This window comes from Streptomyces sp. NPDC029122 (assembly GCF_055569445.1).
Genome location: NZ_JBVHWK010000005.1, coordinates 199,937 through 215,054, shown reverse-complemented (window position 1 = coordinate 215,054; position 15,118 = coordinate 199,937). Strand labels below are relative to the sequence as shown.

Genomic DNA, 15,118 nt, shown 5'->3' with positions numbered 1-15,118 from the left:
TGCCATCCCCCCCCCCCTTGTCTCGTCTCTGGGTTAGTACCCCACCCCCCCCCCCCCCCCCCCCCCCCCCCCCCCCCCCCCCCCCCCCCCCCCCCCCCCCCCCCCCCCCCCCCCCCCGGGGCCCGGGTCTGACCGGCCGTCGACTGGAGGAACCGGATGCGCGCTTCCGCCGCACGTCAGTTAGCGTTCGCTGCCCTCGCCGGGGCGCTCGTCTCCACCGGGGCCGCCGCCCCGCCCCAGCAGGTCTCCGTCCCGCCCAAGGTGCCCGTCGCCGCCGGGTACGGCGGGGCCGTCGCCAGCGTCGACGCCGACGCCTCCGCCGCCGGCATCGCCGTGCTGCGCGCCGGGGGCAATGCCGTGGACGCGGCGATCGCCACCGCCGCCGCGCTCGGAGTCACCGAACCGTACTCCGCCGGGATCGGCGGGGGCGGCTACTTCGTCTACTACGACGCCTCCTCGCGCCGGGTGCACACCATCGACGGCCGCGAGACCGCTCCGGCCACGGCCACCGAGACTCTGTTCCAGGAGAACGGCGTCCCCATCCCCTTCGCCGAGGGCCAGACCAGCGGCCGCTCGGTCGGCGTCCCCGGCACCCCCGCCACCTGGAAGAGCGCCCTCGACGCCTGGGGCAGCCGCCCGCTCGCCCAGCTCCTGCGCCCCGCGGAGAAACTGGCCCGCGACGGCTTCGAGGTCGACAGCACCTTCCGCGCCCAGACCGAGGCCAACCAGGACCGCTTCAAGGACTTCCCCGCCACCCGCGAGCTGTTCCTGCCCGGCGGGCAGCTGCCCGTCGTCGGTTCCACCTTCAAGAACCCGGACCTCGCCGCCACCTACGCCGAACTCGCCCGCAAGGGCACCGGCGCGCTCTACCGGGGCCCGATCGCCCAGGACATCGTCAACACCGTCCGCACGCCCCCCGTCGACCCGGCCGCCACCCGCAACGTCCGCCCCGGCGACCTGACCACCGCCGACCTGCGCGCGTACGAGACCAAGCGGCAGGCCCCCACCCAGGTCTCCTACCGGGGCCTGGACGTCTACAGCATGGCTCCCTCCTCCTCCGGCGGCACCACCGTCGGGGAGGCGCTGAACATCCTGGAGCGCACCGACCTGTCGAAGCTGTCCCCGGCGCAGTACCTGCACCGGTACATCGAGGCGTCCCGGATCGCCTTCGCCGACCGGGGCCGCTGGGTCGGCGACCCGGCCGCCGGGCCCGTCCCCACGCGCGAGCTGCTCTCGCAGCGGTACGCGGACTCGCGCGCCTGCCTCATCAGGCCCGACCGGACGCTGACCAGCCCGCTGGCCCCCGGCGACCCCCGCAATCCCGTCCCGTGCGCCACCACGGGCGAGGCCGCCCCGACCACCTACGAGGGGGAGAACACCACCCACCTGACGGTCGCCGACCGCTGGGGCAACGTGGTCTCCTACACCCTGACCATCGAGTCGACCGGCGGCAGCGCCATCACCGTCCCGGGGCGGGGTTTCCTGCTCAACAACGAGCTGACCGACTTCTCCTTCGCCCCGGCGGCCCCCGGGGTCCCCGACCCGAACCTGCCGGGGCCGGGCAAGCGCCCGCGCTCCTCCATGTCCCCGACCATCGTCCTGGAGCACGGCCGTCCGCTCCTCGCGGTCGGCTCCCCGGGCGGCGCCACGATCATCACCACCGTGCTGCAGACCCTGACCGGCCACCTGGACCGGGGCCTGCCCCTGGTGGACGCGATCGCGGCCCCGCGCGCCAGCCAGCGCAACCAGACCACCACCGAGCTGGAGCCGGGCCTGTGGAACAGCCCGCTGCGCACCGAACTGGAGGCCCTGGGGCAGGCCTTCCGGCAGAACCCGGAGATCGGCGCCGCCACCGGCGTACAGCGGCTGCCGGACGGCCGCTGGCTGGCGGCGGCCGAGACGAGCCGCCGGGGCGGCGGCTCGGCGATGGTGGTGCGCCCGCACGGCGAGCCGTAGCACTCGGGCCGCCCCGGCCGGCCCGGCCGTTCCCGCCGCTCCGGCCGGGGTGTCCTGAGCGGGCTACAGAGCCGTGAGGATCCTCGGGCCGGCGGCGGTGATGGCGACCGTGTGTTCGGCATGGGCGGCGCGCGAGCCGTCGGTGGTGCGCAGGGTCCAGCCGTCGGGGTCGCAGGTGTAGTCGTCCGTGCCGCCCGCGATCAGCATCGGCTCGATCGCGATGACCATACCGGGGCGCAGCTTCATGCCCTGCCCCGGCGGTCCCTCGTTGGGGACGCCCGGGTCCTCGTGCATGCTGCGGCCCACGCCGTGGCCGCCGAAGCCCTCGGGGATGCCGTAGCCGGCGGAGCGGCAGACGGTGCCGATGGCGTGGGCGATGTCGCCGATCCGGTTGCCGGGCACGGCGGCGGCGATGCCGGCCGCCAGGGCCCGTTCGGCGGTCTCGACGAGGCGCAGGTCGGCGGGGCGGGGGCGGCCGACGGTGAAGCTGACGGCGGCGTCCCCGACCCAGCCGCGCAGCCGGGCGCCGCAGTCGATGCTGACCAGGTCACCGTCGCGCAGCCGGTAGCCGTCGGGGATCCCGTGGACGATCGCGTCGTTGACCGAGGCGCACACCACCCCGGGGAAGGGCACCGGCGCGAAGTGCGGCCGGTAGCCGAGGAAGGGGGAGGTGGCGCGGGCCTCGCGCAGGACCGTGCGGGCCACCGCGTCCAGCTCCAGCAGCGGCACCCCGACCCGGGCCGTCTCGCGCACGGCCGCCAGGGCGTGGGCGACCACCCGGCCGGCGGCGCGCATCTCGTCGATCGCTCGATCCGTCTTGAGTTGAACCATGCCAATAACTATACCGGTATAAGTTTACCGGGATAGTTATTGGGCTCCGGGGTAGGATGGGGCCATGGTCCGTACTCCCCTGACACCCGAAGAGCGCGAGCGCGGTGAGCGCCTGGGCGCGCTGCTGCGCGAAGCACGCGCAGGCCGCAGCATGGTCGAGGTCGCGGCCGGCGCGGGGCTCTCCGCCGAGACCCTCCGCAAGATCGAGACCGGCCGGGCGCCCACTCCCGCCTTCTTCACGGTCGCCGCCCTGGCCGGGGTGCTCGGGCTCTCCCTGGACGAGGTCGTACGGCGCTGCGCGCTCGTGCCCGCCTGACGGACCGGCCGGGCCCCTCACGGGGCGTGTCCGGAGGCCGGACGGCCCAATGGGCGGTGGAAGGGGCGGGGCCGGGGGCAGTGGTGCAGGCGTGTCAGTCATGAACGCAACGAAACGCCTCGGGCTCGCACTCCTCGGCGCCCTCCTCGCGGCCGGCCTGCTGGCCGCCGCGTGCTCCAACCCCGGAGGGCGGACCGGCGCCCTGCCCCCGGCCCCGCACGGCGGCTTCCTCACAGCCGGCGGGAGCGCCGTGGACGCGCCTTCGCCGTCAAGGTTTGAGATTTCCGTAGCCCGCCCGTAACGCGGGTGGGATGCAATGCGTGCATGGAGACGCCGACTGCGCTGGTGATCGGGCAACTCACGGACTACCTGCGGAGCTTGACGCAGAGGCTGGATCCCGGAGCCGGCTGGTACGGGGAATTCCTGCGGCGGGACCCGGAAGGGATGCGCGCCTGCCTCGACGGGGTGGCGGTGCCGCCGTGGGACGTACTGGAATCGCTGCTCGGCGACCTGCCGGGGGAGGCGGGCAGCGCGTCGGGCGAGGCCGTGTACGCGGCCGCGCTGCGGGCGGCGGCCGTCGCCGCCTGGGACGCGATGCCGGGCGGGGCCGATGAGTTGCGGACCCTGCTCGACGCGGCCGTGGCGCAGCGGGCCGCCCTGGAGGAGGCGCTGCGCGGCCTGACCGCCCGGCGCGCCGGCGCCGGGGACCCGGCGGAGGCGGCCGCCCTCGACCGGGAGCTGGCCTGGGCCCGGGACGACGCGGCCCGCGCGGCCGCGCGGCACGCGGACCTGGCGGCCCGGCTGGCGGCCCTGCCGGCGCGGTCTTCGCGGTCGGGGCCGGAGTCGCAACTGTCACAGCCGGGGGCGCCCTCGCCGCGGCCGGAGCCGGAGTCTTCGCGGTCGGGCGCCCTGCCGCCGCAGTCGGGGCCGCAGCCGGCGCGGCCAGAGCCGCAGCCGCCGTTGCCCGAGCCGCAGCCGCAGCCGCCGTTGCCTGAGCCGCAGCCGTCGCCGCCCGGACCGCTGCCGGCCGTGCTGCCGCAGCGGGAGGGCCGGTGGCTGCGCGGCGCCCGGCGCGCCGGGGGAGCGCGGTACGCGGGCGCGCCGTCGGAGGCGGTGCCCGCGCCCGGGGAGCCGGCCCCGGCGGCGGCCGTCCCGGACCTCCCCGTTCCGGCCCCGCGCGGCGCCCGCTACATCCGCCCGGCCGCCGACCGGACCCCGCCGGGACGCGGCGCCGCCGCCCCGGCGCCGGGGGCCGCACCGGCCGCGGCCGGCGCCACCCGCGCCGGGCACCCCGACCCGGCCCCCGCCGGCCCCGGCCCCGACGCGCCCTCCGTACGGGACACCCCGGCCGGAGCCCCGGTGCCCGGCCCGCGCGGCGGGTTCACCGCCGAGCTGCTCGCGCTGCGCGCCCAGGGCCGCGGCGGCGAGGCCCACGCCCTGCTGTGCGAGGCCGCGGCCTGGCCCGCGGCCGAACTCCCCGCCCTCGCCGCCGAACTGGGCCGCGCGGGCCTGGCCGCCGACTGGGCCACCCTGCTGTGGGAGGCGGCCTCGCTCCCGCCCGACCGGCTCGCCGCCGCAGCGGCCGCCCTCGGCGAGGCGGGCCGGGAAGCCGACTGCGACGGCCTGCTGCGCCAGGGCGTGGCCCGCCCGGCCGCCGAGGTGGCCGAGGCGGCCCTCGCCCTCGGCACGGCCGGCCGGGACCGCGAGGCCCAAGCCCTGCTCGGTGCCTTCGTCCGGCTGCGGACCGCGGAGGAGGCGGCCGGCCTGGCCCGCCGGGACCCGCACTGGTTCGCCCCCCGGCTGCTGCGCGCGGCCCGCGCCCTGTCCGGGACCCGGCACCGCGATCTGGCGCACGCCCTGCGGGTGGCGGGAATCGCGGTGCCCTGAACCGCCCGTCCGCTGACCGCAAACGACCGCGTGGCGTCGTAACGTGATCGACTACTCCAACCGCGCAAGGTGGTCTTGCCCCAGGCTGTGACGAGGCCTACCTTCGACTCCCTACGGACACCGTCTACGTGCGTAGAAGCCGGCGTTCCCGTCGCGAGGAGCAGCTCATGGCCCAAGTCGTCCGCGCCGCACTCGTCCAGGCCACCTGGACCGGAGACACCGAGTCGATGATCGCCAAGCACGAGGCGCACGCCCGCCGGGCGGCCGCCCAGGGTGCTCGGATCATCGGTTTCCAGGAGGTGTTCAACGCCCCCTACTTCTGCCAGGTCCAGGAGCCCGAGCACTACCGCTGGGCCGAGCCCGTCCCCGACGGCCCCACCGTCCGCCGGATGCAGGACCTGGCCCGCGAGACCGGAATGGTGATCGTCGTCCCGGTCTTCGAGCTGGAGAGCGAGGGGTTCTACTACAACACCGCCGCCGTCATCGACGCGGACGGAAGCTACCTCGGCAAGTACCGCAAGCACCACATCCCCCAGGTCAAGGGCTTCTGGGAGAAGTACTACTTCCGCCCCGGCAACCTCGGCTGGCCCGTCTTCGACACCGCCGTCGGCAAGGTCGGCGTCTACATCTGCTACGACCGCCACTTCCCCGAGGGCTGGCGCCAACTCGGACTCGGCGGCGCCCAGCTGGTCTACAACCCGTCCGCCACCTCCCGCGGCCTGTCGGCCTACCTGTGGCAGCTGGAGCAGCCCGCCTCCGCCGTCGCCAACGAGTACTTCATCGCCGCCATCAACCGCGTCGGCCAGGAGGAGTACGGGGACAACGACTTCTACGGAACCAGCTACTTCGTCGACCCGCGCGGCCAGTTCGTCGGCGAGGTCGCCAGCGACAAGGAGGAGGAACTCCTCGTCCGCGACCTGGACTTCGACCTGATCAAGGAGGTCCGCGACCAGTGGGCCTTCTACCGCGACCGCCGACCCGACGCCTACGGAGGACTCGTACAGCCGTGACCAACCCCATCCCGCTGCACAGCCGCCACCGCACCGTCCTGCCCGACTGGCTCGCGCTCTACTACGACCGCCCCATCGAGCTCACGCACGGCGAGGGCCGCCACGTCTGGGACGCGGACGGCAACCGCTACCTCGACTTCTTCGGCGGCATCCTCACCACGATGACCGCCCACGCCCTGCCCGAGGTCACCAAGGCCGTCGCCGAACAGGTCGGGCGGATCATCCACTCCTCCACCCTGTACCTCAACCGGCCCATGATCGAGCTGGCCGAACGGGTCGCCGCCCTGTCCGGCATCCCCGAAGCCCGGGTCTTCTTCACCACCTCCGGCACCGAGGCCAACGACACCGCCCTGCTGCTCGCCACCACGTACCGCCGCTCCAACCAGATCCTGGCGATGCGCAACAGCTACCACGGCAGGTCCTTCTCCACCGTCTCCATCACCGGCAACCGGGGCTGGTCCCCGACCAGCCTCTCGCCGCTCCAGACCTACTACGTCCACGGCGCGGTCCGCACCCGCGGCCCCTTCGCCGGCCTCGACGACAGCGCCTTCACCGCAGCCGCCGTCGCCGACCTGGAAGACGTACTCGGCCAGGCGCGCGGGGGAGTGGCCGCGCTGATCGCCGAGCCGATCCAGGGCGTCGGCGGGTTCACCTCCCCGCCCGACGGGCTCTACGGAGCCTTCCGCGAGGTCCTCGACCGGCACGGCATCCTGTGGATCAGCGACGAGGTGCAGACCGGCTGGGGCCGCACCGGCGACCACTTCTGGGGCTGGCAGGCCCACGCCCAGAACGGCCCGCCCGACATCCTCACCTTCGCCAAGGGCATCGGCAACGGCATGTCCATCGGCGGAGTGGTGGCGCGGGCCGAGGTGATGAACTGCCTCGACTCCAGCTCCATCTCCACCTTCGGCGGCTCCCCCGTCACCATGGCCGCCGGACTCGCCAACCTGGCGTACCTCCTGGACCACGACCTCCAGGGCAACGCCCGCCGCGTCGGCGGCCTGCTCCTGGAGCGGCTGCGCGCCATCGCCGCCCACGTGCCCGCCGTACGGGAGGTCCGCGGCCGGGGCCTGATGGCCGGAGTGGAACTCACCCGGCCCGGCACCGACCAGGCCGACCCGCAGGCCGCCGCCGCCGTCCTGGAGGCCGCCCGCGCGGGCGGGCTGCTCCTCGGCAAGGGCGGCGGCCACAACACCAGCGTGCTGCGCGTCGCGCCGCCGCTCTCCCTCACCGTCGCCGAGGCGGAAGAGGGCGCCGGGATCCTCGAACAGGCGCTGCGCAGCATCCAGTAGGGGGACGCACATGAGCATCCGTACGCTGATCAGCGGCGGCCTGGTCGTCACCGCCGCCGACGAGCTCCACGCGGACGTCCTGATCGAGGACGGCCGGGTGGCGGCCCTCGCCGCGCACGGCTCGGCGGCAGCCGAGGCCTGGACGGCCGACCGTACGATCGACGCGAGCGGGAAGTACGTCATCCCCGGCGGGGTCGACGCCCACACCCACATGGAACTGCCCTTCGGCGGCACCGCGGCCTCGGACACCTTCGAGACCGGCACCCGCGCCGCCGCCTGGGGAGGCACCACCACCATCGTCGACTTCGCCGTGCAGAGCGTGGGCCGCTCGCTGCGCGAGGGGCTCGACACCTGGTACGAGAAGGCCGACGGGAAATGCGCGGTCGACTACGCGTTCCACATGATCGTGTCGGACGTGAACGAGCACACGCTCAAGGAGATGGACGGACTCGTCGAGGAAGGCGTGAGTTCGTTCAAACTGTTCATGGCGTATCCGGGGGTCTTCTACTCGGATGACGGGCAGATCCTGCGGGCCATGCAGCGGGCTTCCGCCAACGGCGGGCTGATCATGATGCACGCCGAGAACGGCATCGCGATCGACGTGCTCATCGAACAGGCCCTGGCGCGCGGGGAGACCGACCCCCGCCACCACGGCGAGGTCCGCAAGGTGCTCCTGGAGGCCGAGGCCACCCACCGCGCCATCCAGCTCGCCCGCGTCGCCGGAGCCCCGCTCTACGTGGTCCACGTCTCGGCGGAGGAGGCGGTCGCGGAGCTGGCCGCGGCCCGGGACAAGGGCCTGCCGGTCTTCGGCGAGACCTGCCCGCAGTACCTGTTCCTGTCCACCGACAACCTCGCCGAGCCCGACTTCCAGGGCGCCAAGTACGTCTGCTCCACCCCGCTGAGGCCGCGCGAGCACCAGGCGGCGCTCTGGCGCGGCCTGCGCACCAACGACCTCCAGGTGGTCTCCACCGACCACTGCCCCTTCTGCTTCCGCGGCCAGAAGGAACTGGGCCGGGGCGACTTCTCGAAGATCCCGAACGGGCTGCCGGGGGTGGAGAACCGCATGGACCTCCTGCACCAGGCGGTCCTGGACGGGCACATCAGCCGCCGCCGCTGGATCGAGATCGCGTGCGCGACCCCGGCCCGGATGTTCGGCCTCTACCCGCAGAAGGGCACCATCGCGCCGGGCTCCGACGCCGACATCGTCCTCTACGATCCGCACGCCGAGCAGGTCATCTCCGCCGAGACGCACCACATGAACGTGGACTACTCGGCGTACGAGGGCAAGCGGATCACCGGACGCGTCGACACCGTCCTCTCCCGCGGTGAACTGGTCATCGACCGCCGCGAGTTCACCGGACGGGCCGGCCACGGAGTCTTCGTCCACCGCTCCACCTGCCAGTACCTCTAGGGGGTGCCGGGGCAGTCCGCCCCGGCACCCGCACTCCCCAGCAAGGAGCAGCCCGCCTATGGACTTCGGCCTCGTCCTGCAGACCGACCCGCCGGCCTCCCAGGTCGTCAGCCTGATGAAGCGCGCGGAGCGCAACGGCTTCCGCTACGGCTGGACCTTCGACTCGGCCGTGCTCTGGCAGGAACCGTTCGTGATCTACAGCCAGATCCTCGCCAACACCCAGAAGCTCCACATCGGCCCCATGGTCACCAACCCGGGCACCCGCACCTGGGAGGTCACCGCCTCCACCTTCGCCACCCTCAACGACATGTACGGCAACCGCACCGTCTGCGGCATCGGCCGCGGCGACTCCGCGATGCGCGTCGCCGGGCGCGCCCCCAACACCCTGGCCCGCCTCGGCGAGGCCATCGACGTCATCCGCGACCTCGCCGAGGGCCGCGAAGCGCTCGTCGACGGCAACCCGGTCCGCATCCCGTGGATCAAGGACGGCGAACTCCCCGTCTGGATGGCCGCGTACGGGCCGAAGGCACTCGCACTGGCGGGGGAGAAGGCGGACGGGTTCATCCTCCAGCTCGCCGACCCCTTCCTCACGGAGTGGATGATCAAGGCGGTCCGCGCCGCCGCGGCCAAGGCCGGCCGCGACCCGGACGCGATCACCATCTGCGTGGCCGCCCCCGCGTACGTCACGGCCGACGACTCGCCCCAGGCCCTGGCCCATGCCCGGGACCAGTGCCGCTGGTTCGGCGGCATGGTCGGCAACCACGTCGCCGACCTGGTCTCCCGCTACGGCGAGCACTCGGGCATGGTCCCGGACGCCCTCACCGAGTACATCAAGGCCCGCCAGGGCTACGACTACAGCCACCACGGCCGCGCCGGCAATCCCGACACGGCGTTCGTGCCGGACGAGGTGGTCGACCGGTTCTGCCTCATCGGGCCGGCCGAAGCCCACGTCGAGAAGCTGAAGGTGCTGCGCGATCTGGGGGTCACCCAGTTCGCGGTCTACGACATGCACGACGCGCGGGAGGCCGTGATCGACGCCTACGGAGCGCAGATCATTCCGGCACTCGCCGGGTGACGACCCGCTGCACCGGACCGGCCGTTTCGTCGCCCGCCTCCTGACATACGATCAGGAGCGCGGGTCGTCGCGGTCAACGGGGTGGTCATGTACAGGTTGCTGGTTTCGCAGACGGACCCGAGGGGTCTGCGTACGATCGCCGATGCGCTCGCGGCGCACGTGCCGGCCGGACCGGTCCTGATCGACGTCGCGCCGGGCCACTACCGGACCGAGCCGCTCCGCTGCTGGGGCACGGTCGCCGTCAACGCGCTCGGCGGACGCGGATCGGTCGTCATCGACGGGGCCGCCGCGTACAACTTCCAGGCGGAAGGCCACATGACGCTGCGGGGCCTGGTCCTGCGCAACTGGCACGAGACGGGACGGGCGCTGAACGCGGTGGGCGGTACGGCGGTGGTGGAGGACTGTGAGCTCCTCGCCAAGTCCGGCACCGCCGTAAGCGCCTGGGGCGGGGCCGAGCTCTTCCTGCAGCGCAGCACCGTACGTGAGGGAGCCGTCGTCTACTCCGATGCCGCCGGCCTGATCGAGGAGAGCTCGGTGATCGGCTCCGCCCTCTGCGGTATCGCTCTGCGGGACGGCAGCCGGGTCAGCGTCCGCAACACCCGGGTGCAAGGGGCCGCGGATCACGGCATCCTCGTGGCCTCGGGGGTCAACGCACTGATCGAACAGTGCCGGATCGAGGAGACCGGACAGGCGGGGATCCTGGTGCGGGAGCATGCGCAGGCCACCATCCGTGCCAGCGAGATCCACCGTTCGACCCAGTGTGGTCTGGTGGTGCGCGACAGCGGGCAGGCCGATGTCCAGGGCCTCCTCGTCGCGGAGTCGGCGGCCGACGGCGTCTGGTGCACGACCTCCGGCAACCTGACCGCCTCCCGGATGACCGTCAGGGACGCCAAACGCAACGGGGCCTTGGCGGACGAGCGGTCGACGGCCACCCTCACCGACTGCGAAGTCGTGGGGGCCGGCTCGTACGGGATCCTGGCCGGAGACGGGGGCAGGACGACCCTGGTCAGGGGAACGGTCTCGGAGTCCGACATCGGAGTGGGTGTCACGGCCGACGGCTCCCTGGTCATGCACGGAGCCCTGGTGGCACGCAACGGCCGGGTCGGCATCGGCGTCGACGCCGGGGCGCGGGTGGTGCTGCAGGGCTGCAAGGTCACCGACACGGACGGCCCGGGGATCGTCACCGCACAGGCCTCGCATGTCGAGATCCGGGAACTGGTGGCGGAGGGCAACAAGGCCGAAGACCGCCTGGGCGTCCCGCCCGTGGGGCCGGCCGGGTCGGAGCAGGCCTCGGTTCCGTCGTCTGCGGCGCCTGCACGGACCGAGCCCGCCGGGGCGGAGACGCCCGTGACGGCCGAGGCGGTGGACGGCCTCCTCGCCGAGCTGAACGCCATGGTCGGGCTGCGGGAGGTCAAGGACGAGATCCGCAAGCTGGTCAAGTTCCTGCGGGTCGCCGAGCAGCGCCGGGCGGCGGGGTTGCCCGAAGGGCCGGTGATCGGCCGGCACATGGTGTTCTCCGGTTCCCCGGGTACCGGCAAGACCACCGTCGCGCGCGTCTACGGCCGGCTGCTGGCCGCGCTGGGCGTGGTCGCCGGCGGCCATTTCACCGAGGTCTCCCGCGCCGACCTGGTCGGGTCGCACCTGGGCGAGACGACCGCGATGACCACCGCGGTCTTCAACAGGGCCCGTGGCGGCGTGCTGTTCATCGACGAGGCCTACACCCTCTCCCGCCGGTTCGGCACCGGAACCGACTTCGGCCAGGAGGCGATCGACACGCTGGTCAAGCTGCTGGAGGACCACCGGGAGGAGGTGGTCGTGGTCTTCGCGGGCTACTCGGCCGAGATGCGCGAATTCCTGTCCGCCAACCCGGGCCTGCAGTCGCGGATCTCCCGGACCATCGAGTTCGAGGACTACAGCCCGGACGAGCTGGTCGGCATCTTCGAGGGACTGGCCGGGCAGTACGGCTTCCAGCTCGCCGAGCCGACCCGGGCGGCGCTGGCGGCCCACTTCCGGCAGGCCCGGCGCACCGAGACCTTCGGCAACGGACGGGAGGCCCGGCGGATCTTCGAGGCCGCCCTCGAACAGCAGGCACTCAGGCTGGCCGACCGCGAGGACACCCCCTCACCCGGGGAACTGGTCCTGTTCTTGCCCGAGGACCTGGACGGCGTCGTCGACCGCGGACTGGGCGCACGGTTCGCGGAGGCCAGGGATTCCGGGCAGCTGGACACGATCCTCGGCGAGCTCTCGGCCATGGTCGGGCTGGAGGCGATCAAGGCGGAGATCCGCGACCTGACCGACCTGATCATCACCACCCGGCGACGCCGCGAGGCAGGCCTTCCCGCCGACCCGATGCCGAGCCACCTGATCTTCTCCGGCCCGCCCGGCACCGGCAAGACCACGGTCGCCCGCCTGTACGGCTCCCTGCTCGCCGCCCTCGGCGTCCTGGCCCGCGGCCAGGTGGTCGAGGTGTCCCGCAGCGACCTGGTCGGCCGGTTCGTCGGGAGCACCGCCCTCCAGACCGCCGAGCAGTTCGAACGCGCCCGCGGCGGCGTCCTGTTCATCGACGAGGCCTACACCCTGGCCCGCCCGGGCGGAACGGGACACGATTTCGGGCAGGAGGCGATCGACACCCTGGTGAAGCTGATGGAGGACCACCGGGACGAGGTGGTCGTGATCGCCGCCGGCTACACCGACGAGATGGCGGCCTTCCTCGACGTCAACCCCGGCTTGGCCTCCCGGTTCTCGGCCACCGTGAGCTTCCCCGCCTACAGCCCTGAAGAACTGCTCACCATCCTGGCCCGCCACGCGGAGCGTTCCGGCTTCGAAACTCCGGACGCCACTCTCCAGGCGCTCCGCGCCCAGATCGCCGCCGACCCGGAGAGGTTCGCCCAAGGCAACGCCCGCGAGGTCAGAAAGCTCTTCGACGAGGTCAAGAGCGCCCACGCCCGCCGCATCGCCGCCCTCGAACGGACCGGCCGCGAAGCGACCCTGGAAGATCTGCGCGTCCTCCTGCCGGAGGATGCCGCCCGGTAGGGTGCGTTGTGAAAGTGCTGTTCACAGCCCCTCACTTATGGCCGCGACCAGCACTGTCACTCGTATCGGACCGTGAGTTCGTCGTACCTGGTGGCGACGGCCCGGTGGCGCTTGAGGCGGTTGACCCCGCACTCGACCGCGTGCCGCTGCTTGTTAGTCGTCCCTGTCCAACTTCGGCGGACGGCCGCCGCGTGAGCCGCGCCCGAGCCGGTTGCGGGCTCGGTCCGCAGGACCCGGAATCGTTGCCTTGATCCCGCGTCTGCGCAGGCGTGCGGGCCGTCGCGGCAGCTGACCTGAGGGTTGTCCGATAACCCGGATAGACCAGGTTAGGATTCCACGGCGGCGCAACCCGCCCATCGCGTGCCCTGTCGCAAGGCTGCTGCAGGTGCGCTTCCGTACAGGGCGTTTCGCCCAGCGCTCTGGAGAGTTCTCGCCGTGTTTGGACAGCGTTCCCGTTCCCGTGCCGTCGTGACCGGCGCCACCGCCGTGGCCCTGGCCGTCGCGCTCGCGGGCTGCCAGAGCACCAAGGGTGAGAAGGGGACGAACAGCTCGGCGGCGGCGACCGGCCCGACCGCCGCGGTCCCTTCCCCCTCTGCGGCCGGGAAGGTGCAGATGCCGGCCGGTCCGGCCGCCGCCATGACCAAGGCCCGGGACACCGCCGTCGGCCCGATCATGACGACCAGACTGGTCGGCCCGAAGTCCGGTGTGACCGGCCAGGTGTGGGTCTGGCTCCCTCCCGAGTACCACGACCCGAAATACGTCAAGACCGGCTTTCCGGTGCTGACCCTGTACGCGGGCGGTCAGAGCAACGGCTACAACACCTGGGCCGGCAGCGAGCTGCCGATCCAGGAGGAGGACGTGCGGCTGGCCAAGGAGGGCAAGGCCCATCCCTTCATCATGGTCATGCCGGTGCAGAACTTCAGCGGCGACGAGAAGAAGGCGCTGGACTGTTCGGACATCCCCGGCCAGCCCAAGATGGCGACCTGGATGACCCAAGACATCCCGGACTGGGTCCGCGCCAACTTCCGTACCCTGAAGGGCCGCGACAGCTGGGGCGTCATGGGCGCCTCCACCGGAGGGTTCTGCAGCGCCAAGCTCGCTCTGCAGTACCCGGACGTCTACAAGGCCGCGGTGCCGATCGACGGCTACTTCATCCCGGACTCGCGCCTGTGGCAGGGACACGACGCGGAGAAGGCGGCCAACAGCCCCGACCAGCTGGTCACCCAGGGCAAGGCCGACGTGAAGATGCTGGTCACGGCCGGCGGTGCCGACGCCTACGAGAAGGGCGTCGTCAAGAGGTGGATGGTCAAGGCGGCCCAGCCGGTGTCCATCGAGTACTACGAGCAGCCCGGCGGCAAGCACCTCACCTCGGACTTCAAGAAGATGATCCCGCACACCCTGCAGTGGCTCACCCAGAACCTGGAGGGTCCTGCGCACGACTGACCCGTCCTCAGCTGCCCGTCGTCAGCGCCTTGAGCGCGGGGTCGAGCTCCAGGACGCTGACGCGGGGTTCGCCCATGAACCCAGTGGGCGGCTACGACTACAGCCACCACGGCCGCGCCAACGGGAGCACCCGGGCCCGCGGCCACGGGCGGCCAAAGGACGTCCCGTGACGGGAAGTTCAGGCGTCACTGGGACCGGCGATCCAACCGGTGTGCTGGGCCCATGCGTCAGCGCGTCGGATGATGTCCCATACGAAGTCGTCTTTCGCTTGGACGTAGCCGGGCCGGTCGTGACGGAAGTGGGCCGCGCAGCGCCGTTTGGCTGCTGCGTACTCGGTCGCGGCAGACGTGTGGCAGCGGAGGTAGTCGCGAAACAGGAGGGGGAACTGCTGGGAGAAGGTGCCCAGCTGTCGCACGTGCACGTGCGTGCGGTGCTGGCCCGGCGGTTCCCGGAAGTACCGCTTGGTCCGTTCGGGGTTGTCCGCCCGGTACACGCAGCCCATGCCGGTGAGCGGGCCCAGGAACTCTTCGGCCGGCTCCAGCGATGTGACTGAGATCTGGATGTCGATCACCGGCTTGGCTGCCAGCCCAGGCACCGAGGTGGACCCGATGTGGTCGATACGGACCGCAGTATCACCGAGGGCTGCACGTAGGCCCACGCCCCACTGGGCGAACATGGCCGGCCAAGCGGGGTCGTAAGGCGTGATCTCGACTGGATCTCCCATACCGAGGAGTGTTCCAAGGCTCGCTGCAGCCGTGACACGGGAGCGTCGGGGCGGGGGGGGGGGGGGGGGGGGGGGGGGGGGGGGGTGGGGTGGGGGGGGGGGGGGGGGGGGGGGGGGGGGGGGGGGGGGTGGAGGGCGGC

Annotated in this window: 11 protein-coding genes; 9 read left to right on the top strand and 2 right to left on the bottom strand. The window is 72.8% G+C overall.

The genetic code is table 11. The annotated features are described in order from the left end of the window. Positions 1-156: 156 nt before the first annotated feature. A complete protein-coding gene (gene ggt / locus ACZ4WZ_RS09105) occupies positions 157-1,956 on the top strand; it encodes a gamma-glutamyltransferase (RefSeq protein ID WP_467887126.1) in 1,800 nt (599 codons plus the stop codon). 63 nt (positions 1,957-2,019) lie between these two features. Here ggt and map read toward each other — a convergent pair whose 3' ends face one another. Continuing rightward, a complete protein-coding gene (gene map / locus ACZ4WZ_RS09100) occupies positions 2,020-2,787 on the bottom strand; it encodes a type I methionyl aminopeptidase (protein WP_467887123.1) in 768 nt (255 codons plus the stop codon). Positions 2,788-2,851: 64 nt separating this feature from the next. Here map and ACZ4WZ_RS09095 point away from each other — a divergent pair, with 64 nt between their 5' ends. From ACZ4WZ_RS09095 to ACZ4WZ_RS09060, 8 genes are all read left to right on the top strand, one after another. Next, complete coding sequence (locus ACZ4WZ_RS09095; RefSeq protein WP_361603255.1) at positions 2,852-3,103, top strand: helix-turn-helix domain-containing protein; 252 nt, start codon at positions 2,852-2,854, stop codon at positions 3,101-3,103. A 324-nt stretch (positions 3,104-3,427) separates the two neighbouring features. Beyond that, positions 3,428-4,990, top strand: a complete 1,563-nt coding sequence (locus ACZ4WZ_RS09090) for a hypothetical protein (RefSeq protein ID WP_467887120.1) — start codon at positions 3,428-3,430, stop codon at positions 4,988-4,990. Between the two features lie 167 nt (positions 4,991-5,157). After that, the gene (locus ACZ4WZ_RS09085) at positions 5,158-6,000 is read left to right on the top strand and encodes a nitrilase-related carbon-nitrogen hydrolase (protein ID WP_467887117.1); all 843 of its coding nucleotides are present in this window, start codon (positions 5,158-5,160) and stop codon (positions 5,998-6,000) included. Continuing rightward, entirely contained in the window at positions 5,997-7,292 is a 1,296-nt protein-coding gene (locus ACZ4WZ_RS09080; protein WP_467887114.1) for an aspartate aminotransferase family protein, read from the top strand. Before ACZ4WZ_RS09085 ends, ACZ4WZ_RS09080 begins: the two co-directional genes overlap by 4 nt. Positions 7,293-7,302: 10 nt before the next feature. Next, complete coding sequence (hydA, locus tag ACZ4WZ_RS09075) at positions 7,303-8,703, top strand: dihydropyrimidinase (RefSeq protein WP_467887111.1); 1,401 nt, start codon at positions 7,303-7,305, stop codon at positions 8,701-8,703. Between the two features lie 58 nt (positions 8,704-8,761). After that, complete coding sequence (locus ACZ4WZ_RS09070; protein ID WP_467887108.1) at positions 8,762-9,778, top strand: TIGR03842 family LLM class F420-dependent oxidoreductase; 1,017 nt, start codon at positions 8,762-8,764, stop codon at positions 9,776-9,778. 87 nt (positions 9,779-9,865) lie between these two features. Continuing rightward, the gene (locus ACZ4WZ_RS09065) at positions 9,866-12,811 is read left to right on the top strand and encodes a right-handed parallel beta-helix repeat-containing protein (protein ID WP_467887105.1); all 2,946 of its coding nucleotides are present in this window, start codon (positions 9,866-9,868) and stop codon (positions 12,809-12,811) included. A 468-nt stretch (positions 12,812-13,279) separates the two neighbouring features. Then, positions 13,280-14,254, top strand: coding sequence for an alpha/beta hydrolase (locus ACZ4WZ_RS09060; RefSeq protein WP_467887102.1), 975 nt, complete (start codon positions 13,280-13,282; stop codon positions 14,252-14,254). A 178-nt stretch (positions 14,255-14,432) separates the two neighbouring features. Here ACZ4WZ_RS09060 and ACZ4WZ_RS09055 read toward each other — a convergent pair whose 3' ends face one another. Then, a complete protein-coding gene (locus ACZ4WZ_RS09055; RefSeq protein WP_467887099.1) occupies positions 14,433-14,978 on the bottom strand; it encodes a GrpB family protein in 546 nt (181 codons plus the stop codon). Between the last annotated feature and the right edge of the window lie 140 nt (positions 14,979-15,118).